This window comes from Arthrobacter sp. CJL-S3, assembly GCF_056711635.1.
This window is the reverse complement of the sequence record NZ_CM160046.1, coordinates 3,662,830-3,686,104: the sequence shown is the minus strand read 5'-3', so window position 1 is coordinate 3,686,104 and position 23,275 is coordinate 3,662,830. Positions and strand designations below refer to the sequence as shown.

Annotated in this window: 23 protein-coding genes; 12 read left to right on the top strand and 11 right to left on the bottom strand. The window is 71.2% G+C overall.

Translation table 11 applies throughout. The annotated features are described in order from the left end of the window. The first annotated feature begins 176 nt into the window (after positions 1-176). Positions 177-1,154: an SMP-30/gluconolactonase/LRE family protein gene (locus AC06G6_RS16900; RefSeq protein ID WP_479823960.1), complete on the top strand. Its 978-nt coding sequence runs from the start codon at positions 177-179 to the stop codon at positions 1,152-1,154. A gap of 33 nt (positions 1,155-1,187) precedes the next feature. Here the strand turns inward: AC06G6_RS16900 and AC06G6_RS16895 are convergent, their stop codons facing one another. From AC06G6_RS16895 to acs, 3 genes are read right to left on the bottom strand one after another with little or no spacing between them, the layout of a single operon-like run. After that, the gene (locus AC06G6_RS16895; RefSeq protein ID WP_479823958.1) at positions 1,188-1,667 is read right to left on the bottom strand and encodes an SRPBCC family protein; all 480 of its coding nucleotides are present in this window, start codon (positions 1,665-1,667) and stop codon (positions 1,188-1,190) included. Continuing rightward, positions 1,664-2,905: a protoporphyrinogen/coproporphyrinogen oxidase gene (locus tag AC06G6_RS16890; protein ID WP_479823956.1), complete on the bottom strand. Its 1,242-nt coding sequence runs from the start codon at positions 2,903-2,905 to the stop codon at positions 1,664-1,666. The genes AC06G6_RS16895 and AC06G6_RS16890 overlap by 4 nt, the downstream gene beginning before the upstream one ends. Positions 2,906-2,948: 43 nt before the next feature. Beyond that, positions 2,949-4,979 (bottom strand): acetate--CoA ligase, encoded by a 2,031-nt coding sequence (gene acs, locus AC06G6_RS16885; protein ID WP_479828735.1) that lies wholly within the window; start codon positions 4,977-4,979, stop codon positions 2,949-2,951. Between the two features lie 409 nt (positions 4,980-5,388). On the opposite strand from acs, the gene AC06G6_RS16880 reads away from it, so the two are divergent. The 3 genes from AC06G6_RS16880 to AC06G6_RS16870 all read left to right on the top strand — a co-directional run bounded on the left by AC06G6_RS16880 (position 5,389) and on the right by AC06G6_RS16870 (position 8,450). Beyond that, entirely contained in the window at positions 5,389-6,804 is a 1,416-nt protein-coding gene (locus AC06G6_RS16880) for a hypothetical protein (RefSeq protein WP_479823954.1), read from the top strand. Between the two features lie 180 nt (positions 6,805-6,984). After that, entirely contained in the window at positions 6,985-7,755 is a 771-nt protein-coding gene (nth, locus tag AC06G6_RS16875) for an endonuclease III (protein WP_479828734.1), read from the top strand. Then, positions 7,752-8,450 carry an NUDIX hydrolase gene (locus tag AC06G6_RS16870; RefSeq protein WP_479823952.1) on the top strand — a complete coding sequence of 233 codons (699 nt, stop codon included), beginning with the start codon at positions 7,752-7,754 and terminating at the stop codon, positions 8,448-8,450. Before nth ends, AC06G6_RS16870 begins: the two co-directional genes overlap by 4 nt. A gap of 8 nt (positions 8,451-8,458) precedes the next feature. On the opposite strand, the gene AC06G6_RS16865 is transcribed toward AC06G6_RS16870, so the two are convergent. Together AC06G6_RS16865 and AC06G6_RS16860 are read right to left on the bottom strand one after the other, a co-directional pair. Further along, positions 8,459-8,704 (bottom strand): YegP family protein, encoded by a 246-nt coding sequence (locus AC06G6_RS16865; RefSeq protein ID WP_479823950.1) that lies wholly within the window; start codon positions 8,702-8,704, stop codon positions 8,459-8,461. Positions 8,705-8,845: 141 nt separating this feature from the next. Next, positions 8,846-10,570 (bottom strand): bifunctional 3'-5' exonuclease/DNA polymerase, encoded by a 1,725-nt coding sequence (locus tag AC06G6_RS16860; RefSeq protein WP_479823948.1) that lies wholly within the window; start codon positions 10,568-10,570, stop codon positions 8,846-8,848. Between the two features lie 144 nt (positions 10,571-10,714). Here AC06G6_RS16860 and ssd point away from each other — a divergent pair, with 144 nt between their 5' ends. The 7 genes from ssd to AC06G6_RS16825 all read left to right on the top strand — a co-directional run bounded on the left by ssd (position 10,715) and on the right by AC06G6_RS16825 (position 15,947). After that, complete coding sequence (ssd, locus tag AC06G6_RS16855) at positions 10,715-11,902, top strand: septum site-determining protein Ssd (RefSeq protein ID WP_479823946.1); 1,188 nt, start codon at positions 10,715-10,717, stop codon at positions 11,900-11,902. After that, positions 11,899-13,146, top strand: a complete 1,248-nt coding sequence (locus AC06G6_RS16850; protein ID WP_479823944.1) for a TadA family conjugal transfer-associated ATPase — start codon at positions 11,899-11,901, stop codon at positions 13,144-13,146. The genes ssd and AC06G6_RS16850 overlap by 4 nt, the downstream gene beginning before the upstream one ends. Then, positions 13,143-14,003 carry a hypothetical protein gene (locus tag AC06G6_RS16845; protein WP_479823942.1) on the top strand — a complete coding sequence of 287 codons (861 nt, stop codon included), beginning with the start codon at positions 13,143-13,145 and terminating at the stop codon, positions 14,001-14,003. Before AC06G6_RS16850 ends, AC06G6_RS16845 begins: the two co-directional genes overlap by 4 nt. Continuing rightward, entirely contained in the window at positions 14,000-14,605 is a 606-nt protein-coding gene (locus AC06G6_RS16840; RefSeq protein WP_479823940.1) for a type II secretion system F family protein, read from the top strand. Before AC06G6_RS16845 ends, AC06G6_RS16840 begins: the two co-directional genes overlap by 4 nt. Positions 14,606-14,767: 162 nt before the next feature. Next, positions 14,768-15,079, top strand: a complete 312-nt coding sequence (locus AC06G6_RS16835) for a DUF4244 domain-containing protein (RefSeq protein WP_479823938.1) — start codon at positions 14,768-14,770, stop codon at positions 15,077-15,079. A 125-nt stretch (positions 15,080-15,204) separates the two neighbouring features. Continuing rightward, positions 15,205-15,570 carry a TadE family type IV pilus minor pilin gene (locus AC06G6_RS16830; protein ID WP_479823936.1) on the top strand — a complete coding sequence of 122 codons (366 nt, stop codon included), beginning with the start codon at positions 15,205-15,207 and terminating at the stop codon, positions 15,568-15,570. Next, entirely contained in the window at positions 15,567-15,947 is a 381-nt protein-coding gene (locus tag AC06G6_RS16825) for an Rv3654c family TadE-like protein (RefSeq protein WP_479823934.1), read from the top strand. Before AC06G6_RS16830 ends, AC06G6_RS16825 begins: the two co-directional genes overlap by 4 nt. A 32-nt stretch (positions 15,948-15,979) precedes the next feature. Here AC06G6_RS16825 and AC06G6_RS16820 read toward each other — a convergent pair whose 3' ends face one another. Together AC06G6_RS16820 and AC06G6_RS16815 are read right to left on the bottom strand one after the other, a co-directional pair. Next, positions 15,980-18,367 (bottom strand): DEAD/DEAH box helicase, encoded by a 2,388-nt coding sequence (locus AC06G6_RS16820; protein ID WP_479823932.1) that lies wholly within the window; start codon positions 18,365-18,367, stop codon positions 15,980-15,982. Between the two features lie 61 nt (positions 18,368-18,428). Next, on the bottom strand, positions 18,429-19,121 hold the full coding sequence (locus AC06G6_RS16815) for a GNAT family N-acetyltransferase (RefSeq protein WP_479823930.1): 693 nt from the start codon (positions 19,119-19,121) through the stop codon (positions 18,429-18,431). A gap of 201 nt (positions 19,122-19,322) precedes the next feature. Here AC06G6_RS16815 and trhO point away from each other — a divergent pair, with 201 nt between their 5' ends. Next, positions 19,323-20,216, top strand: coding sequence for an oxygen-dependent tRNA uridine(34) hydroxylase TrhO (trhO, locus tag AC06G6_RS16810; RefSeq protein ID WP_479823928.1), 894 nt, complete (start codon positions 19,323-19,325; stop codon positions 20,214-20,216). 65 nt (positions 20,217-20,281) lie between these two features. On the opposite strand, the gene AC06G6_RS16805 is transcribed toward trhO, so the two are convergent. The 4 genes from AC06G6_RS16805 to srmL form a co-directional block, all read right to left on the bottom strand. Continuing rightward, entirely contained in the window at positions 20,282-20,821 is a 540-nt protein-coding gene (locus AC06G6_RS16805; RefSeq protein WP_479823926.1) for a hypothetical protein, read from the bottom strand. 73 nt (positions 20,822-20,894) lie between these two features. Continuing rightward, positions 20,895-21,464, bottom strand: coding sequence for a hypothetical protein (locus AC06G6_RS16800; RefSeq protein ID WP_479823924.1), 570 nt, complete (start codon positions 21,462-21,464; stop codon positions 20,895-20,897). 67 nt (positions 21,465-21,531) lie between these two features. Then, positions 21,532-22,035, bottom strand: a complete 504-nt coding sequence (locus AC06G6_RS16795; protein ID WP_479823922.1) for a hypothetical protein — start codon at positions 22,033-22,035, stop codon at positions 21,532-21,534. Positions 22,036-22,105: 70 nt separating this feature from the next. Further along, the gene (gene srmL, locus AC06G6_RS16790) at positions 22,106-23,263 is read right to left on the bottom strand and encodes a PheS-related mystery ligase SrmL (RefSeq protein ID WP_479823920.1); all 1,158 of its coding nucleotides are present in this window, start codon (positions 23,261-23,263) and stop codon (positions 22,106-22,108) included. Positions 23,264-23,275: the final 12 nt, after the last annotated feature.

The window sequence follows — 23,275 nt, the reverse complement described above, 5'->3', positions numbered from 1 at the left end:
GTCGCGGGCTGCCGCGCCGGCGGCGGAAACGGCACCTGGATGACCGCCCCGGGAGAGGGTGCCGCAGCCCGGCCGGCGCTGGTCCGCACCGGCACGCCTGCTTAAACTGAAAGGACAACCGTGCGGAGCTCCCGTACCGGTCAGCTCGCGCGGAAAGCCCGATTTCGGAGCACATCATGCGCAACATTCATGCAGGAAAATCAATCCGCAGGGCCGCTGTGGGCATCCTCGCCCTTGCGGCGTTCCTCGTGCCGGCGCCTCTGGCCACGGCTTCCGGCACGGACCGTGATGACCGGTCTCCGGTCATCAGACTCCCCGGCGCCACCGGCGCTGAAGGCATCGCCGCGGGCGACGGCGACACGTTTTTCGCCGGCGACCTGCTCAACGGGAACATCTTCCGGGGAGACATCGAAAAAGGCACCGCAAAACTGTTCATCACGGCGCCGGAGGGCCGGGCCGCGGTTGGCATGAAGGTCGACCGGGACAACGACCTGCTCTTCGTCGCAGGGGGAGCCACCGGTCAGGCCTATGTCTATGACCTGGAGACGAGGAAGACCGTGAAAGTCTACGATCTGGCCCCGGCCGGTGCCAGCTTCATCAACGACGTCGCCCTGACCGACGACGGCGCGTGGTTCACTAACTCCCGGGCCGGTGAGCTCTACCGGATCCCGGTCAGCCGCGACGGGAAGCCGGGCGACGCCCGGACCCTGGAGCTCGAGGCGCCCGCCGGGACCGTGGATGAGGGGTTCAACCTCAACGGCATCGCCGCCGCCGACGACGGCGACCGGCTGATCGTCGCCCACTTCGCCCGCGGCGCCCTTTACACCGTGGACCCGGACGACGGATCGAACAAGCTGATCAAGGTCACGGACTCCTCCGGGGCCCCGGTCGCCGTGACGAACGTGGACGGCATCCTCGTCCGTGACGACACGCTCTGGGCCGTCCAGAACTTCAGCAATCAGGTCAGCCGGATCGAGTTGAACGGGTCGCTGGGCAAGGGCGAGGTGCAGGAGGTCATCACCAGCAAGGACTTCGACGTCCCGACGACGGCGGCGCTGTTCGGCGACACTCTCGCCCTGGTCAACGCGAAGTTCGCCACCCCCGCGGCCACGAGCTTCGAGGTGGTCCTGGTCGCGGCCTGCTCCGGCGGCTGAGGCCCCAGGGCCGAGCGGCGGCGGCCCGAATCCCTAACGGGTCGCGAGCCGCTCGATCCGGCGCAGCGCGAGGGCGCACACCGGAAGGTAGGCCGGTGCCCACCACGGGACCGTGAACGTGACGAGGCAGCCGCCGTCGTACGGAACGACCCGGTGCCCCGTGGCCGGGATCCCGGCGACGGACCAGGACCAGTAGCGTCCGGGCTCGACCGCTGTCACGGTGTACGGCAGCGCCGCGCCCAGGACGGTGCGCACCCTGCCGCGGCTGCCCGGCGCCAGCCCTCCGGATGCGGGCCCGGCGGCAGGGCAGGCGGCGGGCCCGGTTGGTGGCCCTCCGTCTGTGGGCCCGGCGGCAGTCCCGGCTGCCGGCCCGCCCGGTGGCCCGGCGGTGATTCCGGCCGGCTCCACGGCGGTGATCGAAGGCCCCCAGGCCGGCCACGTCCCGGTGTCGGTGAGTAGCGCCCAGACATCCTCCGCGGGCGCGGCGATCCGGCGCGACACGGAAAAGGTCACCGCGGCCGTCCGAAGATGGCGAGGGCGGCGCGGTGGCCGCTGACGAGCGCACCGTTAATGGACGCCGTCTCCCGGTGGTCCCCGCAGATGACCAGCCCGGACGGGCCCTCCATCGGCTGCCGGGACCGCAGCGGCGGCGTCTGCAGGGGCAGGGCCTGCGGAACCTCATGCCGCGCCACCTGCTCCCAGCCGGACGTGGAGGAGCCGAAGAGGTCCGCGGCGTGGCGGCGGACGTCGTCGTCGGTCGGGACCGGCCGGCCCGGGCCCAGTAGCGCGGAGGTCTGGATCAGGTGCCGCCCGGCGGGGGCGTAGCTCGGCGCCGCGTTGGAGATGACGGCCGCGTTGACCAGCGGCCCGCCCGGCTGCGCGCGGGCATCTACGTGGAGCATGTCCACCGCGCTGGGGGCCGTGTCGGCAGCGAACCAGTGCGTCAGTACCCCCTTCATGGCCGGCAGGGCGCCGCCGGCCAGCCGGGCGGCGCTGACCGGATCGGCGGCAAGGACCACGTGGCGGGCCCGGAGCCGGGAATCCGCGGCGGTGACGAGGAACGCGTCCCCGTCCGGGGTGATCGAGTCCACCCGGGTCGAGGTGCGGACGGGGGCGGTGAGGGTGTCCGCCAGCTGCCGGGGGAGGGCCTGCATGCCGTCGCGCGGCAGCCCGGGTACCCCGGTCGCAAAGACCCGCACCAGCTGCAGCGCGAAGTCGTTGGAGGTACTGCCCTCGTCTTCGAGCAGGACGCCGGCGAGGAACTGGTCCACGGCCCGGCGGAGGTCGCCGGTGCATCCGGCCCGGTCCAGGGCATGCCGCAGCGCAACGTCGCCGCCGCGGTGCCGCCGGTGACCGGCGAACGCCGGGGCGGCCCAGCGCAGCAGGCCCGCAGCGGAGCGGGGGTGCAGCAGTCCGCTGCGCAGGGTCTGCAGGATCAGGCCGGGCTCGCGCACGGGGTGGGCGAGGACGGCGAGGGAGTCCTGGCGGCGGACCCGGAGGCCGGCGCCGAAGGACTGCAGCGCCAGGGCCTCGACGTCGACCCAGCGGCGGACCGCGGGGTAGGCGGGATTCAGCACCTGAAACCCGCGGTCCACCAGGAAGCCGTCGACCCGGTCGGTCCGGATCCGGCCTCCGACGTCGTCGGAGGCCTCCCACACCTGCACCTCGCGCCCGGCGGCCTGCAGCTCCCGGCCGCACTGCAGCCCGGCCAGGCCGGCGCCGACCACCAGCACGTCACAGGCATCCGTCATCGCTGCAACGTCCTGCCTTGGCCGGCCCGGACCGGGTGCCCGCTCACTTACGCAGCGAGAGCGCGATCTTGGCCATCACGGTGTTGTCGGCCAGGGTCGTGGCGTCGCCGACTTCGCGTCCTTCCGCGACGTCCTTGAGCAGCCGGCGCATGATCTTGCCCGAACGGGTCTTGGGCAGTTCGGGCACGACGAGGATGGTCTTGGGCTTGGCGATCGGCCCGATCTCCTTGGCCACATGGTTCCGGAGCTCCTGGACGATCGCGTCGCCGGTGTCCACGGCATCCCCGCGCAGGATCACGAAGGCGACGACCGACTGGCCGGTGGTCTCGTCCGCGGCGCCCACGACGGCGGCTTCCGCCACCGCGGGGTGGGACACCAGCGCCGATTCGATCTCGGCGGTGGAGAGCCGGTGGCCGGATATGTTCATCACGTCATCGACCCGGCCGAGCAGCCAGATGTCGCCGTCCTCGTCCTTTTTGGCGCCGTCCCCGGCGAAGTACATGGTCTCGAAGCGGGACCAGTAGGTTTCCTTGAAGCGCTCCGGGTCGCCCCAGATGCCGCGCAGCATGGCCGGCCACGGTTCGCGGATCACGAGGTAGCCGCCGGAGCCGTTGGGCACGGACTCGCCGAGTTCGTCCACGACGTCCACGGCGATGCCGGGCAGCGGGACCTGGGCGGAGCCGGGCTTGGTGGCCGTCACGCCGGGCAGCGGCGCGATCATCTGCGCGCCGGTTTCGGTCTGCCACCAGGTGTCCACGATCGGGGCCGGGTTTTCCTTGCGCTCGCCGTTCTTGCCGGCGTTGCCGCCGATGACCTCGCGGTACCACATCCACGCCTCGGGGTTGATGGGTTCCCCGACGGAGCCCAGGACGCGGATCGAGGAGAGGTCCGACTTCGCGGGGATCTCCTTGCCCCACTTCATGAACGTGCGGATGGCGGTGGGGGCGGTGTAGAGGATGGAGACCTTGTACTTCTCCACGATCTCCCACCAGCGGCCCTGGTGCGGGGAGTCCGGGGTGCCCTCGTAGATCACCTGGGTGGCGCCGTTGATGAGCGGGGCGTAGGCGACGTAGGAGTGCCCGGTGATCCAGCCGACGTCGGCCGTGCACCAGTAGACGTCCGTTTCCGGCTTCAGGTCGAAGACGGCCTTGTGCGTGTAGGCGCCCTGGGCGAGGTAGCCGCCGGTGGTGTGCAGGATGCCCTTGGGCTTGCCGGTGGTGCCGGAGGTGTACAGGATGAAGAGCGGGTGCTCCGCGTCATGCCCGACGGCGGTGTGCTCGGCGGAGGCGGTCCCGACCGTGTCGTCCCACCAGTGGTCCCGGCCCTCGCGCCAGTCGACGTTCTGGCCGTTGCGCTTGACGACGACGACGTTCTGCACGGTGTGCCCGCTACCATCTCCCTCATGGGCGAGGGCCTCGTCGACGGCGGGCTTGAGCGCACTGGGCTTGCCGCGCCGGTAGGTGCCGTCCGCGGTGACGACAAGCTTGGCCTCGGCGTCGTCGATCCGGGAGCGGAGCGCCTCGGCGGAGAAACCGCCGAACACCACGGAGTGGATGGCGCCGATCCGGGCGCAGGCCAGCAGTGTGATGACGGCCTCGGGAATCATCGGCAGGTACACGGCCACGCGGTCGCCCTTGGCGACGCCGAGGGACTCGAAGGCGTTGGCGGCCCGCTTGACCTCGTCGGTGAGCTGCGCGTACGTGTAGGTGCGGGTATCGCCTGGTTCGCCCTCGAAGTAGATGGCGACGCGGTCACCGTTCCCGGCCTCGACGTGGCGGTCCAGCGCGTTGTAGGCGGCGTTGATCTCGCCCCCGACGAACCATTTGGCGAACGGCGGCGTGGACCAGTCCAGGGCCTGGCTGAAGTCTTTGCTCCAGGTCAGCAGCTCGCGGGCCTGCTTCGCCCAGAAGGCGGGCCGGTCGGCGTCGGCCTCGGCATAATCCGCGGCGGTGACCACCGCGTTGGCGGCGAACTCGGGGGAGGGGGCGAACTTGCGGTTCTCCTGCGACAGGTTTTCGAAGGCATCGCGCTGGGGAGCCTGCGTCGTCGTGGAGCCGGGGGTCTGCTGGGACATGGTGAACCTCATCATTCATCGATCCGTGCTGCGCGGGGACACCCGTTCCGCCGCAGCGCCGCGCCGCTTGCGCGTCATCGGGCGTCGGCTGGTCACGGGCGTACCGCAAAGAGCTGTTCCGAAATACACACTAACGCCTGAGCCGTCCCCAACGTGGGCCGCGTCACACAGTGAACCGTGAGCGGTGTTTGTTAAGCGACGAATGGCGGTTCGGCGGCCTGCGGCGGCGCTGGCGCAGCCCGGTTCCGTACCGCCGTCCACGGCTTGTCAGCTAGTGATCGGCGGGCCACTTGACTAGGCTGAGATGGAATTGTGACATCCGATGGAGGCGACGGGACCGCTCGCGGTCCCGGCTTGGCCTGCCGTTAGACGGCGCTGTCCAGAGTGCCGCCATGCTAAGGAGAACCGAATGAACGAGCAAACAAACGGGCAGCTTAAGCCGCCCGCCCAAAGCCAGAGCAACGGCGGCGCGGACCGGTCCGGCGGCTTCGGGGAAGCACCCCGTTTCACGGTGGACAAGGCGAGCGGGAAGACGGCCGGCAAGAAGAACCAGGCGGTCCTCGGCCCGTTCACCATCCGTGACCTCACGGTGTTCGGCTCGACACTGATTCTCTTCGTGGCCTCGCTGATCCCGATGTTTGCCGTCCGCTACAACCTGTGGAACCTGGGCAGCCTGTTCTTCCTGGGCCTCGGGATCCTGCTGCCGGTGGTTGTGACCGCCCTGTTCGTGGCGCGCCGCGTCAGCCCCGGAACGAAGGTCCGCATCGGCTCCCTGTCGGTGGACCAGTTCGCCTCCGTGGTCGCCTCCTTCGCTGTCGCGTTCTTCTTCCTGGCCGTCGCCGGCGCCTATGTCCCCAGCATGCTGCTGGCCCTCGTCGGCGCCCTCGGGCTCCTCGCGGCCACCGTGCTGGGACGCCTGATTCCCTTCTTCGCCGGGGACTTCCTGGACCGAGCAGAAGTCCCCGCCCACATTGTGGCCCGCGAGTCGGCGGTCCCCGTCCGCAAGCCGCGCGCCCCCAAGGCGCCGAAAGAGGCCAAGGACGAGAACGAGACCGCACCGAAGGCCGCCGGCACCAGCGCCGTCGCCGGCTGGGCGAAGCGGATGACGCCGGGCGGAAAGTCCGGCGCCGCAGGGGCCTCAGGCGCAGCTACTGCCGGCGCTGCGGGAGCAGCCGCAGCAGCCGGCCCGGCAACTTCGCGCCCCGCAACTTCAGACGCGGCAGCCGGCGCATCGGCGGTTCGCCCCGCGGCCGCAACACCGGCCCCGGCCCAGGAAGCACCGGCCCGGGCCTCCGCGCCCACCCCGGTCGTTGGCTCCGCGCCCGCCCCGGCCGTTAGTTCCCCGGAAACCCAGGTCGCGGGAATCGTGCCCGCCGCGGCCGCACCGAAGCCGTCCGCGGCCGAGCAGACCCAGGCCGCCGTCGTGACCCCCGGCGCCGCGGCCCCTGCCGACGGACAGCCCAAGGATGTCCGGGCCGCTTCGGCGGCTGAGGAGACCCGGGCCACCGAGGTTCCCGTCACGTCAGGCCACAGTGCCCCCACCACGGTGAACCCGCAGGTGCGCCAGCAGGAACCGATCGGCGCCACCGTCGACCCGGCAAGCCGCCCCGAGGAACATGAGGTCCACGTCGTCCACGAGGCCTTCTGGTTCGCCGTCGCCCAGCCCCGCACCGCCGTCGAGGAGCACAGCGGCGTCGCAGCCTTCGTGATCGAACCCGGCGGCTGGGTGCTCGCCCTGGAGGACCGGGGCCACGAATTCCTGGTCCAGCACACCGACGGCCGCGTGGGCGTGCTCCGCGACCTCAGCAACATCGAACGCGGCTAGCCAGTCCCCGTGGCCAGCGAGTCCAGCCTTCCAGTCCCCGGCAGCGCCGCGGCAGACCCCGCCACCGCGGGACCGCAACGTCCCGGCACCAAGGGCGCGGGCACAGGCGCGGGCACGGAAGGCGCCGGCCCCAAGGACCGGCGCCCGAAGAGCGCAGCCGCCCGGGCTGCGGGGGAATCACTGCTGGGCTTGAAGCGGCGCGCCCGCCGGATCAACAAGGCGCTCGCGGAACAGTATCCCTACGCCCATGCCGAACTCGACTTCCGCAGCCCGTTCGAGCTGGTGGTGGCCACGGTGCTGTCGGCGCAGACGACGGATGTGACGGTCAACCAGATCACGCCGCTGCTGTTCGCCCGGTACCCCGACGCGCGGAGCATGGCGGAGGCGGACCCCGCCGAGCTGGAGGCCATCATCAAGCCGACCGGGTTCTTCCGCGCGAAGACCCGGAACCTGATGGCGCTGTGCAACCGGCTCGTGGATGAGTACGACGGCGAGGTGCCGGGCCGTCTGGATGACCTGGTGACGCTTCCCGGCGTCGGGCGGAAAACCGCGAACGTGGTGCTCGGCAACGCGTTCGGCGTCCCCGGGATCACCGTGGACACCCATTTCGGCCGGCTCGCCCGGCGTTTCGGCTGGACCGAGTCCGATGACCCGGTGCGGATCGAGTCCGACGTCGCGGAACTCTTCGAGCCCCGGGACTGGACCATGCTCTCGCACCGGGTGGTGTTCCACGGCCGGCGCGTGTGCCATTCCCGCAGGCCGGCCTGCGGCGCCTGTGCCGTGGCGAACTGGTGCCCGAGCTACGGGATGGGGGAGACGGACCCGGAGAAGGCGAAGAAGCTGCTGAAGTATGAGCTGGCCCCGGGGCAGGAGGAGCTGCTGTCCAAGCTCCTCGCGGAGACCCACCGTGCCGCGGAAATCCGGATGGAATCCCAGAGGAGGCCGCTGTGACGGCCCGCCAGGACCTGATCGATCTGGTCGCCGCGGTGGAGGCCGGCACCGCGCCGTCCGCCGACCCGCGCTGGCGGGAACTCGTCGTCGAGCCCGGCCAGCGGGTCCGCCGGGCGGCGGTGCTGATGCTCTTCGGCTCCCTCGATGACGTCCCGGCGGCCTCGGTCAAGCAGCTCGCCCCGGCCGATCTCGATGTCCTGCTGCTGCAGCGCGCCCAGACCCTGGATGACCATCCGGGCCAGGTTGCGTTCCCCGGCGGCGGCATCGACCCGGGTGAATCCGTGATCGGCGCCGCCCTGCGCGAAGCGGAAGAGGAAACCGGGCTGGATCCGGCTGGCGTCGAGGTCCTCGGCGTGATGCCGGAACTGGCCCTTCCCCGCGGGAACTTCCTGGTGACCCCGGTCCTGGGCTGGTGGGCCTCCCAGTCGCCCGTGCGGGTGGTGGACTACGGCGAATCCGCCCAGGTGTTCCGCGTTCCCGTCCGGGACCTGCTGGATCCTGACAACCGCGTGATGGCGACGGTGACCCGTGTGGGGCAGACGTTCCAGAGCCCCGCCTTTACGGTCAACGACGTGGTGGTCTGGGGCTTTACCGGGATGATCCTCAACCAGCTCTTCGACCAGCTGGGGTGGGCGGTGCCCTGGGACCGCACGAGCCTGCTCGACGTCGACACGTGGAGCAGGCTCGACGGCTGAGGCGGGATTTAGCTGCAGGCCAGTCTGGCGCCGGGCCCCGTGGCGACCTTGGGGGGTCCGGACTTGCTGCGCGCCTGGGACTTGTCGACGATCAGCCCGGTGGCGGCGTTCTCCCGCACGGCGGTGATGCCCGCGGCTGCGCCCTTGATCGTGTTGAACAGTGGTGAAACGGCGACCACCGTGCCGTCGGGTGCCGTGAGCTTGAAGAAGTACTTCTTCCCGCCGGCTTCGGCGATCTCAAAAATGCCAGCCAATCTGCTGCCTCCCCAAAAAACTATGCGTCGTTGCATGGCCGGGATTGTCGGATCAATGACCGGCCCTATCGAGGGTAACTGGCGTCAGGCACTGTTCTCAACGCTACCGGCGGGTACGTTACGGCGGGCTACCCCGGCTGATTATTTGGCGTTGTCGTAGGAGTCCACGACCGCGACGCTGACGGGGAATTCCACCGGGATCCTGCCGAACAGCAGTTCCTTGGCGGCGTTCGCGGCTTCCTCGATGGCCCGGATGCAGTCGGCGACCGCGGCCTCGGGGCAGTGGACCATGACCTCGTCGTGCAGGAAGAAGACCAGTTCCCCGGCGGGGCCGCCGGCCGCGCGCATGGCGCGGAGCCGGCGTCGCAGTTCGGCGAGCCAGCAGGCCGCCCAGTCCGCCGCGGATCCCTGGACAACAAAGTTGCGAGTGAACCGGCCCCGCGAACGGGCGATCGAATCCGCCCGGCGCTGTTCCTCGGCGCTGGTCGACTGCTGGCTCTGCAGCCAGCGCCCGGACGGCGGCGGGCTGCTGCGGCCCAGCCGGGAGGTGACCGTCCTGCCGGCCTCGCCCTCGCGGGCCGCGTGCTCCACAAAGCCCACGGCACGCGGGTAGGTGCGGGTCAGCTGCGGCATCAGGCGCCCTGACTCGCCGGTGGTGGCCCCGTAGATCGCGCCGAGCAGCGCTATCTTGGCCTTGGCGCGGTCGCCGCCGAAGCCCTGCGCGGCGATGCCGGCGTACAGGTCCTTGTCCCGCGCGGCCTCGGCCATCTTGGAGTCCTGCGCGAGCGCCACGAGCACCCGGGGCTCGAGCTGGGAGGCGTCGGCGACGATCAGCTTGTGGCCGGGGTCGGCGTGGACGGCGCCCCGGATCTGGCGCGGAATCTGCAGCGCCCCGCCGCCGCGGGAGGCCCAGCGCCCGGAAACGACGCCGCCGACCACGTACTCCGGCTGGAACCGGCCGTCCTTCACCCAGGCATCCAGCCAGGCCCAGCCGTTGGCGGCGTGCAGGCGGGAGAGCTTCTTGAAGGCCAGCAGCGGCTCGATCGCCGGGTGGCTGGATTCCTTCAGTTCCCACTGCCGGGTGGTCTTCACTTCGATGCCGTTCCGGTGCAGGGCCCGCATCAGCTCCTGCGGGGAGTCCGGGTTCAGCGAGGGGGAATTCAGCAGCTGCCGCAGCTCGGCGGTGAGAGCCTCCAGCTTGGCCGGACGGTGGCCCGCCGGAGGCCGGGGGCCCAGGTAGTCCGCCAGAATCCGCTCATGCAGTTCCTCCCGCCACGGCACCCCGGTGTGCTGCATCTCCGCCGCGATCATGGCGCCGGCGGACTCGGCGGCGAGCAACAGCTGGAGGCGCTGCTTGCGGTTGTCGCTCTGGCGTTCGACGCCGGCCCCGCCCGCCTGACCGAGCGCCGCCTGCTGGGCGGCGTATTCGGTGCGGAGGTCCTCGGGGCTGTGGCGGGGTGTTCTGCGCAGGCCGGGATCATCGAACAGGGCACCCTGGTCAGCCGGCGGGGGAGGCGGCTGCAGCGCCCGTGGCGGCGGCTGGAGCTCATCGTCCTGGACCAGTTTCTCCGCGTCCTGCGCATATGCGGTGTGGGCGGTGAACTCCGAGTGGGCCAGGATCGCGCCGCACAACGTGAGGTCGTAGCAGCGTTCCAGCTCGACCCCGGCGGCGAGCAGGGCGGGGTACCAGTCCTGGGTGCGGTGCCAGATCCAGCGCGGCCTCCGCTGTTCGAGGTCACGCACGACGCCGGCCAGCTCGGCGGCGCTCACGGTCCGCGGTTCCGGTGTGGCCGGGTGCGGGGCGCCCTCCGCGGTGAGTTCCTGCAGGGCTGCGCCGTCGGCGTGGGCGGCGAGCAGCAGGTACATAGGGTCAATTCTGCCCTGCGGTGCGGAGTGCCCCGTGCACCTGCCCTGGGGACCTCCCCGGGTGACCCGCACTGGTCGCCTGGCTTGTCCACATAGCGGCCGGCACGGGTTATGGCCGGTTCCGGGGTCGGGAAGAGTGGGCGCATGAGCAGGCACGAGCTGGCAACCTCCGGTCCCGGGTCCGGAACTGGTGACGGGGCAGGCCGTCCGCCGGGCACCGGGGCCGGGCCGGGCACTGCGTTCCGCACGGCGGCGGGTGCTGCTTCCGGTGCTGCGCCGTGGGTGCCGGACGGGTCGGCGGAGACGTTGCTCGTGACGGGGCTTGAGGTGCTGCGCGGCGAAGTGGAACGCGTCGTGGCGGCGTCCGGCGGCCAGCTGCGCACGGTGGCGGACATCAGGGAAGCGGCGCCGTTCTGGGACACTGCCGCGGCGGTGCTGCTCGGCAGCGACATCCGCGAGTTGCCGCCGCGGGGACGTTCACCGGCTGTGCTCGTTGGCCTCACCGGGGATGGCGACAGCCTCTGGCACCTGGCCGCCGCCATCGGCGCCGAACGTGTCGCCGTGCTGCCCGAGGCCGCGTCCTGGCTCGCCGAATACCTCAGCCGCTCCCGTGCTCCCGAATCCGGCGGATTCGTCCTGGGGATTGTCGGCGGTTGCGGCGGCGCCGGAGCCAGCACGGCAGCTGTCTGGCTGGCCCATGCGGCCGCCCGGGAGGGTCTGCGTGTCCTGCTGGTGGACGGTGACCCGTGGGGTGGGGGCCTGGAGCTGGCGCTCGCAGCGGAGGAAACGCCCGGTCTCCGCTGGCCGGATCTGGCGGATGCCAGCGGCACGATCGATCCCCGCCAGCTCGCCGACTCGCTGCCCCTGGCCGGGGGATTCCCCTTCCTGTCGTGGCCCGGGAACAAGGAGCGCCACAGCGGCGTGGGGCAGGCCGTCGTGGCCGGGGTGCTTGACGCCGCCCGGCGCGGCTTCGAGCTGGTCCTAGTGGACATCGGCCGGGGTCCGGAAGCGCTGCAGACTTTCGCGTGGGACTGCGACCGGATGATTGTCGTTGCGCCCGCGCTGCTGCGGGCGGCCGTGGCCACGGCCCGGCTCCTGCAGGACCTCCCCGCGGTGGAGACGGTGCTGGTGGTGCGCGGCAGACCCGGGGCCTCGCTGGATGCAGAGCTGATTGCCGAGTCCGTCGGGCTGCCCCTGGCCGGGATCATGCCGGATGTCAGGCGCGCGGCGGCCGCCACGGAACTCGGGCGCCTGCTGGACACCGGGCGGCAGCGCAATGTCCGGCGGTTCGCCGGCACGGTTCTTGACTTCGGCGCCGGAGCCACCGGATGAGCGCCCACTCGGCGCCGGGTCCCCCGGACTCCGGTGCCGGCACGGGCGGCCCGCGCTACCGGCCGCCGGGCCGGGCCTCCGTGGACGCGCGGCTGCTGGAGTCCGTCCGCGAATCCGTGATGTCCGACGCCGGGCCGGTGACCCCTTCCCGGGTGGCGGCTGCCGTGCAGGCGAGCGGACGCCTGCTGGGGACCGCCGGAGCCCTGGCCGCGGTTGAGGGGATCAGCGCGGAACTGAACGGCCTCGGGCCCCTGCAGGTCCTGGTCCGGGACCCGGCCGTGACGGACATCTTCGTCAACGGACCGGGCTCCGTCTGGCTGGACCGCGGCGGCGGACTCGAAAGGGCGCCGGTGGCGTTCTCCGGTGAACCGCAGGTCCGGGCGCTGGCAGCCCGGCTCGTGTCGGCCGGCGGGCGGCGCCTGGACGACGGGTCCCCCTGCGTTGATGTCAGGCTCGACGGAGGGTTTCGGGTCCATGCCGTCCTTCCGCCGATCTCCACAGCGGGGACGCTCCTGAGCATCAGGATCCGGCGCGAACGGGTGTTCTCGATGGACGAGCTGCGGCGGAACGGAATGTTCGGGGCCGTGGTGCAGACCGTGCTGGAGCGGATGGTGGAACGGCGCCTGAGTTTCTTGATCAGCGGCGCCACCGGGTCGGGGAAAACAACACTGCTCGCCACGCTCCTCGGCTTGTGTCCGTCGCGCGAGCGGCTGGTCCTGATAGAGGACGCCGCGGAACTGAACCCGGTCCACCCGCACGTCGTCTCGCTGGAGGCGCGGCACGGCAACCTCGAAGGCGGCGGCGCGGTGGATTTGGGCGAGCTCGTGCGGCAGTCCCTGCGGATGCGGCCGGACCGGCTGGTCGTGGGGGAGTGCAGGGGTGCCGAGGTGCGTGAACTGCTGGCTGCCATGAACACCGGACACAGCGGGGGCGGCGGGACCATCCATGCCAACACCGCGGCGGATGTGCCGGCACGGCTGACCGCGCTGGGTGCGCTGGCCGGGATGGGGCAGGACGCCGTCCGGCTGCAGGCCGCCAGTGCCCTCGACGCCGTGGTCCATGTGGAGCGGAGGAACAACAAGGGGCGGACCGTGGCCTGCATCGGCGTGCTCGAAGGCACCCCGGCGGGCCTGGTGGTCGGCTCCGCGCTGGATATTGGCGCCGGTGCTGTCCGCGGCGGGCCGGCGTGGCCGCGGCTGGCGCTCCGCCTTGGCGTCGACCCGTCCCTGGTGAAGCCGGCATGACCGCCCTGCTTGCCGGAGTGCTGGCGCTCGCCATGATCCTGGCGCTCTCCCCAGCGGGAGCCCCCCGTCACCGGCTTCGCGCGGCGCTCGCCGGGGCACGGGGCAGTCCGGCAGGCTCTCCTGCGCGTGTGGGCGGGGTGGCGGGGTGGCGCAGACGGGGCGCCCCGGCGGTTTCGATGACCCTGCTGGTGCAGCAGATGGCGGCTTTGCTCAGGGGCGGCCGTGCTCCCGCGCGGTTGTGGGATGAACTGTGGCTCCTGCATGGTGGCGACCCCGCCGTAACCGTGTCCGTGTCCGCATGCGTGTCCGCGCCCGCGGCCGGGGCCGGGACAGGAGGTGCCGGCCGGAGCCTGGTGCTCGCCCCGGGATCCGGGCGGATACTTGCGGCGGCCCGCGCCGCCGCAGTGCGCGGGTCACCGGTCGGAGCGGCGATCCGGTCCGCCGCGGCCATGACCGGCGGAACGGAGTCCGGGAAGGCCTGGGGAAGCGGTGCCGGCGAGCGCGTCCGGGCGCGCCGCGTCTGGTTCCAGCTCGCCGCGTGCATTGACGTTGCCGAGGCCAGCGGCTGCCCGCTGGCGGAGGTACTGACGCGCTTCGCCGCCCAGCTTGAGGCCGAGGACGACGCCGAGGCCGCCCGGCAGACGGCGTTGGCCGGGCCCCGCGCGACCGTCCGGCTGCTGACGTGGCTTCCGTTCCTGGGTGTGGGCCTCGGCGTGCTGCTGGGCGTGGACCCTGTCGCGGTCCTGCTGGGAACCCCGGCGGGCGGGGCGGCGCTCGCGGCGGGCCTCGCCCTCACCGCGGCAGGCCGGATCTGGTCGTCACGGCTCGTCCGGACGGCTGAGGGGTCCCGGCCATGACAGCGGACGCCGCGGGTCTTGCGGTGCTGGCGGTGCTGGCAGCCGCGGCCGTGACCGCGTTTTCGGACCGCGGCATGGCCAGGCGGAGACTCCGGCGCCAGACGCTGACCGCCCCGGACGCCGGAAACGGTTCAGCACGCACCCGTGAGCGGGCCGGGGAAGCCGGCGGACACGGTCTGGGCGATACGGCAATGCTGCTGGAACTGATCGGCGCGATGCTCGAGGCGGGGGCCGGGCTCGGCCGTGCCCTGGCGCTCGTCGCAGAGCTGGCGGCGCCCGAAATCCGGGGCCCGCTGCGGCCGGTCGTCGCGGCACTGGCCGTTGGCGCCGATTGGGACACCGCCTGGGGCAGCTCCGACGTCCGGACGCCGGAACTCCTTGCCGTGCGCGATGCGCTGGGGTTTGCCGCGCTCACCGGCGCCCCCTCGTCGGCAATCCTTTACGCCCAGGCCGCCCGCCTGCGGCGCGAGCGGTTCCGGACCGCGGAGAAACAGGCCGCAGCCCTGGGCGTGAGGCTCGTGGTGCCGCTCGGCTTGTGTTCGCTGCCGGCGTTCATCTGCCTGGGCATCTTGCCGGTGCTGCTGGCGCTGCTACCGGGCTGAGCCCGGTGCCGGGCAAGTCGATGGCGGCGGCGCCCTTCCTCCACAGCCCGCGTGGGGCGTCGGTTTTCCACTTGGCTGGAGGGACGTCTTACGGCAAGGTCCCAGCCGGAAGAGTCTAGGAACAGCCGGCGGTCCCGCCGGAACCCAAGGAAAGGAAAAACCATGTCACGCCATCCCGCTGCGACCGCCGGAACCCGCGAGGCGCTGAAAAGCCATCCAGAGCCGGAGGAGGCTGAGATCCGTGAAATCTATCCGGGAGCCAGCGCCGCCGGCGCCCTCAGAGTGCGAACGTCGAGAAGGCCCCGATGGCCGAGGAGACTGTTTGGCTCGGAGGCAGGAATGGCGACGGCCGAATATGCCATTGCCACGCTCGCCGCCGTGGGGTTTGCCGGCATCCTCGTGTTCATCATGCGCAGCGACGAAGTCCGGGGATTCCTGTTGAACCTCATCCGTACGGCGCTCGCCTTGCCATGAGCTGCCGATGGGCGGCCGGGAGAGTGAACGGGGCAGCGCCGTCACCGTCAGCCGCACGGCGCCCCCGGTGGCGGCAGGACGCGGGCTGCGACACGTGCCGCGGCGTCGTAACTGCAGAATTCGCGGTGGCGTTGCCGGCCGTCCTGATCCTGCTCGCGCTGCTGCTGGCCGGCTCAGCGGCAGGAGTCACCCAGCTGCGGCTGGAGGAAGCGGCTAGGGCCGGTGCCCGTGCCCTGGCCCGGGGCGAGGATGCCGCCGCCGTGGACGTGATCGTCCGCCGGCTCGCGGGTGCCTCAGCGGCGTCGGCGGTAGCGTCCGACGGCGGATGGCTCAGCGTCACAGTGTCCGGCAAGGTTCCGGGCGCCGTTGGCTCGCTCCTTCCCTGGACCCTCACGGCCCGCGCCTGGACCCGGGGCGAAACCTCCGGGCCTTCGGCCGCGGCCCGCGTCCCCCCGGCCTGGCGCCACCAGCTGCAGGGTCTGGCCGCATGAGCCGGCCTCACCGCCGCAGCACACACCAGACCGGGGAATCCGGGGAACGGGGCGCCGGCACCGTGCTGGCGCTGGGACTGGGGCTGCTGGTCGTGCTCGCCGCGGTTCTGCTCGCACTGCTGGCCCAGGCGGCCGCGATGGCGTCCCGGGCGGCGGCCGCCGCGGACTTGGCGGCCCTCGCCGCCGCGGATGCCGCCCGCGGAATCGCTCCGGGGGAGCCGTGCGCCGTCGCCGTGGAGGTGGCACACCGGAACGGCTCACGGGTGCTGAGCTGCGTGATGGGCGCCGGGTTCACGGTCCAGGTCCGGACTGAACTCGTTATCCGCACGCCCGTGGGTGCGGCCACCGGTGTGGCCAGGGCCGGGCCGCCGCCGTGAGCGGGTGGCCATGGCCGTGGACGCAGCCGCGGCTACGCCTGCAGCGGTGCCGCGGCGGAGTCCGGCTGCCCGGTGCGCATCTGGTCTGTCGCGTCCTGGAGCAGCACGTCGATGAGGGTCACGGCGGCGTCCTTGTCGAGGGGATTGTTCTTGTTGCCGCACTTGGGCGACTGCACGCAGGACGGGCAGCCGGACTCGCATTCGCAGGCCTTGATCGCGTCGCGGGTGGCGGCAAGCCAGACCCGGGCCTTGTCGTAGCCGCGTTCGGCGAAGCCTGCCCCGCCGGGGTGGCCGTCGTACACAAAGATGGTCGGCACCCCGGTGTCGGCGTGAATGGCGGTGGACACCCCGCCGATGTCCCAGCGGTCGCTGGAGGCCACCAGCGGCAGAAGCCCGATGGCCGCGTGCTCCGCGGCGTGCAGGGCGCCCGGGAACTGCGCCTCGATCAGCCCCGCCCCGGTCAGCGAGCGGTTGTCCATGACAAACCACACCGCCTTGGTGAACAGGTCCCGGGCGCCCAGCTGCAGCGGTTCCTCGCCGAGGATCTCATTGGAAATCAGCGCCTTGCGCTGGAAGGAGACCACCTGCGTTGTGACTTTCACGTCCCCGAAGTGCACGGCCACGTCGCCCCACTGGGTGGTGCGCTGCGTTTCGAGCACCTCGATCTGGGTCACGTCCCGGGCGGTGGTGTAATAGTCCGGGTTCGCCCGGCGCACCATCACGCAGTGATCGTCCTCGTTCAGGTCCTCCACCACGTAGCTCTCGCCCTGGTGGACGTAGATCGCTCCCGTGTGGGCCTGGTAATGCGTCTGCGGGGAATCCATGGTCCCGAGCAGGGATCCCGTGTCGGCGTCCACGATGCTCACCGGGCCGCCGCCGTCGGCCCTCAGGTTCACCATGGCCGCGGCGCTTTGCGGGTGGGTCCAGAACCATCCCGCGGGACGCCGGCGCAGGTAGCCCTGGGCCACCAGCTGGTCCAGCAACTTCTCGGACGTGGCACCGAACAGGTCCAGCTCCGCAGAACCCAGCGGCAGTTCTGCGGCGGCGGCGCACAGGTGGGGGCCGAGCACATAGGGATTGGACGGATCAAAAACGGTGGCCTCCACCGAGACGTCGAAGATCGCCTCGGGATGGTTCACCAGGTACGTGTCCAGCGGGTCATCGCTGGCGACGAAGGCGGCAATGGCATCCTGCCCGGCCCGGCCGGCCCGGCCGATCTGCTGGAACAACGACGCCCGGGTTCCCGGCCAGCCGGCGACGAGCACGGCGTCGAGGCCGGAGATGTCGATCCCCAGCTCCAGGGCCGAGGTGCTGGAGACGCCCAGCAGCTCGCCGGAGCGCAGCGACTTCTCCAGGGCCCGGCGCTCCTCCGGCAGGTAGCCCGAGCGGTAGGCCGCGACCCGCTGCGGCAGGCTGGGATCGACCTCGTCGAGGAGGCGTTTGGTGATGGAGGCAATGGTTTCGGCCCCGCGCCGGGACTTGATGAACGCAATGGTCCGCACCCGCGAGGAGACCAGATTGGCCAGCAGGTCCGCGGTTTCCGCGACGGCCGTGCGCCGCTCTTTGGCGCCGTTCTCGCCGCGGAGCTCGGTCAGGGCAGGCTCCCAGAACGCCACGGTCGTGGAGCCGTGGGGCGAGGAGTCCTCGGACACGGCCCGGACCGGAGCGCCGATGAGCCGGCCGAAGGAGGTGCCGGGCTCGGACGCCGTGGCGGAGGCGGCGATGAAGACCGGCCCGGACCCGTCGGGGCTGTAGTAGGCGCAGATGCGGCGCAGCCGGCGCATCAGGTTGGCCACGTGGGATCCGAAGACGCCGCGGTAGCTGTGGGCCTCGTCCACGACGACGTAGCGCAGCCGGCGGAAGAACCGCGCCCACCAGGCGTGGTTGGGGAGGATCCCGAAGTGCAGCATGTCGGGGTTGGCCAGGATGAAGTTCGCGTGGTCCCGGATCCAGCGGCGGGACGCGGGGTCGGTGTCGCCGTCGTAGGTTTCGGCCCGGACGGTGGGGAGCTTCAGCGCCCGGATCGCGGCGAGCTGGTCGGCTGCCAGGGCTTTGGTGGGAGAGAGATACAGGGTGACGGCGCCGTCGTCGTGGATTTTGCCGGGATCGGCGAGGACCCGCAGTTCGGAGCGGTGGATCGCGTCCAGCGCCGGCAGCTGGTAGGCCAGCGACTTGCCGGAGGCGGTGCCGGTGGCGATCACCACGTGCTCGCCGGCGTGGGCGAGGTCGGCGGCCTGGATCTGGTGGCGGTAGGGCTCGTGGATGCCCAGCGAACCATAAGCGTCCACCAGATCGGGATGGGTCCACGCGGGCCAGGGCGCGTGCACGGCCCGGCGGGCGGGAATGGTGCGCACATGACGGAGCTGTTCCGGGTCCGGGCCGCGGCCCAGCAACGGAATCAGGGACTCATGTGGGTTCACTCGTACATTCTTTCACCCGGCCTCAAATCGTCCGGGGCGCGTGACCCGCCGGCCCAGAGCCTCAGCCCACGGACAGGTCCGAGCCCTCGTCCGAGGCGGAGAGCATCAGCACGTGGCTGACCGTGGTCCAGCCGAGGTGCGAATAGAGCTTCTGCCCGTCGAGTGAGGCGAGCAGCAGCCCGGTTTCGACGTCGTGCTCGAACGCCTGGGCGGCGAGGGCGCGCATGACGAAGCTGCCCAGGCCCCGGCGCTGATACCCGGGCTCGGTGACGATCTTGTCGAAGATTGCGGTGTGGCCCACCACGAACATGCGGCCGCTGGCCGCCACCTCTTCCCCGGCATAGACCACGGCATGGTGGACCCCGTCGATCCGGGACGGAACCCACCGGAGATCATCATCCGGAAGCCAGGGATCCTCGGCGTCCTGGGTCTCCATGTCCACGATCATCATCGTCTGCGAGGCGGACGTGACGTTGAGCCCTTGCTGCTGGGCCAGGAAGTGGTACCGCGCCACGTCATTCGTCAGGACCGTGAGGATCCGGGCGGGGACCTCCACGGTGGCAGCGGCCAGCGCCGCGAACTCCGCATCGGAGGGATCATGGGCGAAGTATTCCCACTCGTGGGTGGTGTCCGCCCTGAAAGCCGCCGGGAAGCGGCCCTCCCTGCGTGTCTCATATCCCCGGCAGCCGGCCCAGCCGGTGACCCAGATTTCCAGGAGATGAGTGGTGTCTTCAACCATGGCCTCAAGACTCATGTGATGAGCGTATTCCAGCCCCGCCGCAAGCAACAGGGGCCGGGTCCGGGAACAGGTCTTGCTTACGTAATTGTGACCGGACCGCGGCCCCGGTGCCGGCGGGGCGGGCGCCTGGACCGCTGCCCGGGTCCGCACAAAACGGGCTTCCCTGCGCCCCGGCCCGCTGCCCGGGGCTTTCAGTCCACCCGGTACCCTTAAAACGTGGCTTTGAACAGAATTGTGCTCTTTTACGGCTTTACCCCCCTCCCGGACCCGGACGCCGTCCGGCTCTGGCAGCGTGCGCTCTGCGAGAAACTCGGCCTCACCGGCCGCATCATCATCTCCAAGGACGGCATCAATGCGACCGTCGGCGGTGAGCTGAACGCGGTCAAGCAGTACGTGAAGACCACCCGCGAATACAAGGGCTTCCACGGTATCGACGTGAAGTGGTCCGACGGCGGCGCCGCGGACTTCCCCCGGCTGAGCGTCAAAGTCCGCGACGAGATCGTGTCCTTCGGCGCCCCCGGAGAGCTCAGGGTCGATGCCGGCGGCGTCGTCGGCGGCGGCACGCACCTTTTGCCCGAGGAACTGCACGAGCTCGTGGCGGCGCGGAAGGAGGCCGGCGAGGAAGTCGTGTTCTTCGACGGCCGCAACGGCTTCGAGGCCCAGATCGGCAAATTCAAGGACGCGGTCGTCCCGGACGTGGCCACCACCCACGACTTCATCAAGGAACTCGACTCCGGCAAGTACGACGCGCTCAAGGACAAACCGGTCGTCACATACTGCACCGGCGGCATCCGCTGCGAGGTGCTGTCCAGCCTGATGGTGAACCGCGGCTTCAAGGAGGTCTACCAGCTCGACGGCGGGATCGTCCGCTACGGCGAAACCTTCAAGGACCAGGGCCTCTGGGAGGGCTCCCTCTACGTGTTCGACAAGCGCATGCACCTTGAATTCAGCGAGGACGCGAAGACGATCGGCGCATGCGTCCGCTGCGCGGCGCCGACGAGCAAATTCGAGAACTGCTCCAACTCGTCCTGCCGTACGCTCACGCTCTACTGCTCGGACTGTGCCGCCAGCCCGGAGACGTTGCGCTGCCCGGACGGGTGCGCGGCCTAACGCCCTGCGGCCCTGCAGCCCCCGCGGACTGAGGCCCTGCCGGCTGGGTCTGCCGACCTGGGGCCTCAGATGCGGCTGACCCGGAAGGCGAAGTTGGCTCCGGCGTTGGCTTCGACCTTGATGGTGAGCACGGAGCCCGCGGGAAGATACACCACGTTCACGCGTGAGGTTCTGCAACGCAGTTCCAGGTCCACCAGCTCCTTGTTCTCGTGAGCGACGGTGAAGGAGACCCGCCGCGGGCTGCGGCAGGCAAGGGTCACCGAGTAGCTCCCACTGGGCAGCGGGGCCGTGGACTCCTCCCGTACCTCGTCTGCCTCAAGGGTGCCGTATCCGATATGGAACACCTGGCCTTCAGTGGCGGGGAGTACCTGCGCCAGCCACGCATCCAGCTCTGCCCCGGAGACGGGCCACCGCGTCGACGGGTCCCGCGGCAGCGCCGCATCGGTGAACGCCGGGGCGGATGGGGACTCCGTCCCGCTGGCAAAACCGTCGTCGTATTCGTACGCGCACCCGGCCAGTGCCATCGCCATGGCCAGCATCCAGGAGAGTCCCACGGCGGTGGCCGTGCGATTCCGGGCCACGCTCGACACCGGAACAGTGGGCATATCCCGACTTTAACCCCGCCCCTGCCCGGGCGCCAGAGTCCACCGGCGCACGACGGAAGCGTCGCGCCGGTGCCTACTGCCCCGGGCTGTCGAAGCTGATCCGGACGCCTGCGACGGCGCCGGTGCCGGGCCCGGCACCGGCGCCGTACCGGATGAGGTGAGCCGACACAGTCCCGGGGACCAGGTCCACCAGCGCTTCCGCCACGCTGCCGCAGTCGAGGTTGCGCTCCAGGAGTGTGCCGCCCTGGCGCGCGCCCTGGATGACGGAAAGGTGCGCATCCGGTGCCCCGACGCACGCCGCGGTGACCTTGTACTGGCCGGCCCGGGTGATAGTGCCCGACGTAGCGTGTCCTCCGCTGCTGGTGCCGCCGAGCCCGCCCGATCCGCCGAACACCAGTGCCTCCGGTATGCCGAGCATTGCCTCGAGCTCCGACAGGTTGCGGACCTCGGCGGCAACGAGTTCCGGGTCCCGGGTGGGCAGCGGTGCCCTGGCAGGGTCCGAGCGGGCGGACGGCCCGGCCGCGCCCGGTGAGAGTCCGACGTCGTCGGCGACTTCACATCCGGTCAGTCCCGCGGCAGCGGCGGCCACCGCCAGCAAGAGTGCGGCCCGGACCGGCCGCTGCATACCCCCAGTAGCAGACATGCACCGAGCCTAGCGGCGGGGGCATCGAACACAAGTCCCGGCGCTCTGCCGTGTCGGATACAGGCTGCTAGGCCGCAGGCGCCAGGTGGTAGGCGTAAATGAGCGGGGCATCCACGCTGGAGGCGCTGATCTGGAGGGCGCCCGCGGCGGGGACTTTGATTCGCGCCCTCTCGCGGCTGCCGTTGCAGGCCGCGCCGACCTCGGTCAGCCTGGTGCCGTCCAGGGAGACGTCGAAGAAGGCTTTGCCGCCGCCCTCGCAGGTGATGGTCAGGACATAGCTGCCCGCTGCGATCCCGGGTGCGGTCTTGACGATCGGATCCCGGTTGAGGATCTTTCCGGCATCCTCGACCACGACCCCCGCGACGGAGGGAAGCGCCGTCGCCTTCCACGCCGGCACATCGGCCGACTCAATGGAAACGACCGGGGAGCACGCTGCTGCGGCCAGGACGACGGCGGCGCCCGCCGTGAGGCCGCGCACGGCACGTCCGACGGGCCGGGCCGGGTGACGGAAGGGCCGGGTGGCGCGCCGGACGGTCCGGGCACGCCGGGGGCCGGGGGAAAGGAAGAGCATGCCTCCAACTTACCGCCGTTGCGGCCGGCAGCTGATTTCCCGGCTGCCGGCCCACAGTGGCCCCGCGGCCCTACCCGGCGATCAGCTCGAGTACCTGGCCCCGGTGCAGGGCAAGGTACACGCGGTCGCGCAGGAGGTTGGCCTCCCCGTCCGTCAGCGTCCGGTCCAGCGGCTGCAGCACCAGCCGCAGCAGCACGTTCACCTGGCCCGGGGCGAGCCGGAGCCGTTCGACGGCCGCCGGCGGAAGCCCCGACGCCGGGGTGACGGCCCGGATCTCCAGCGCGGCCAGCATCTCGGATTCCGCCCCGAGGGCCGTCCGTGCACGGTCACCCAGCAGTTCGACGTCGGCGTCCGCCGCGGAGCCGAGCACCAGGGACAGATCGCGCCGGACCTCCGGCATGACCGACACCGGCCGGTAGGGGTGCAGGTCCAGCAGCTGGGCCTGGATCTCGGGATTCTCCGCGCGCAGGAGCCGGATGTCCCGGATCCCCTTGCGCAGCATCAGGGCACGGTCCAGCCCCAGTCCCAGGGCGAGACCGGCCCAGCGGCGGGGATCCAGTCCGGAGCCGCGGAGAACCTGCGCGGCGACGAGGCCGCATTCGGCCAGTTCGAGCCACTCCCGGCTGCCGTCCGGCTGGCCGACGAGCACGTCGAGCTGCCTGCCGGTGTCCGTGTAGGGGTGGTTCGCCGGGGTCGCGCGCCACTGGACCTCCGGGTGCAGGGCGGCCGGCAGCACGGCCTCCACGACGGCCGCCATCATCCGGTCCAGCTCGGCCGGACCCAGCAGGCCGCGCGCTTTGAGCCGCCACAGATCCATCTGGTGCGGGGCGCCCACGTGGGTGCGGTCGATCGAGTCCCGCCGGTACACCAGGCCGGGCAGCGCATGCAGCCGGTCGTAGTGGCCCATTTCCTGGCGCAGCGAGTCCAGCAGGGCCGGAACGCCGGCCGAGGTGTGGCTCCGCAGCATCACCGTGGGGCTGACATGGCGGGAGTAGCGTGAATCGCGCGTGACGTCGTCGGGGGAGTAGCCCAGGCGGTCGTAGTTGTCGGCGGTGGCGACGAGGGGGCTGAGCCGGTGCGTCTCAACTCCGATGCCCCAGAGGTTTTCCAGCGCCGCGGTGACGTCCGCCAGCAGCAGGGACATCGCGTGCGGACCCTGGGCTGGATCGGACAAATCGCGGAGCGAGAGGGCTGATTGCAGGTCAGCCGGGGTCAAATACGTCTTCATGAGGGGGTCCTT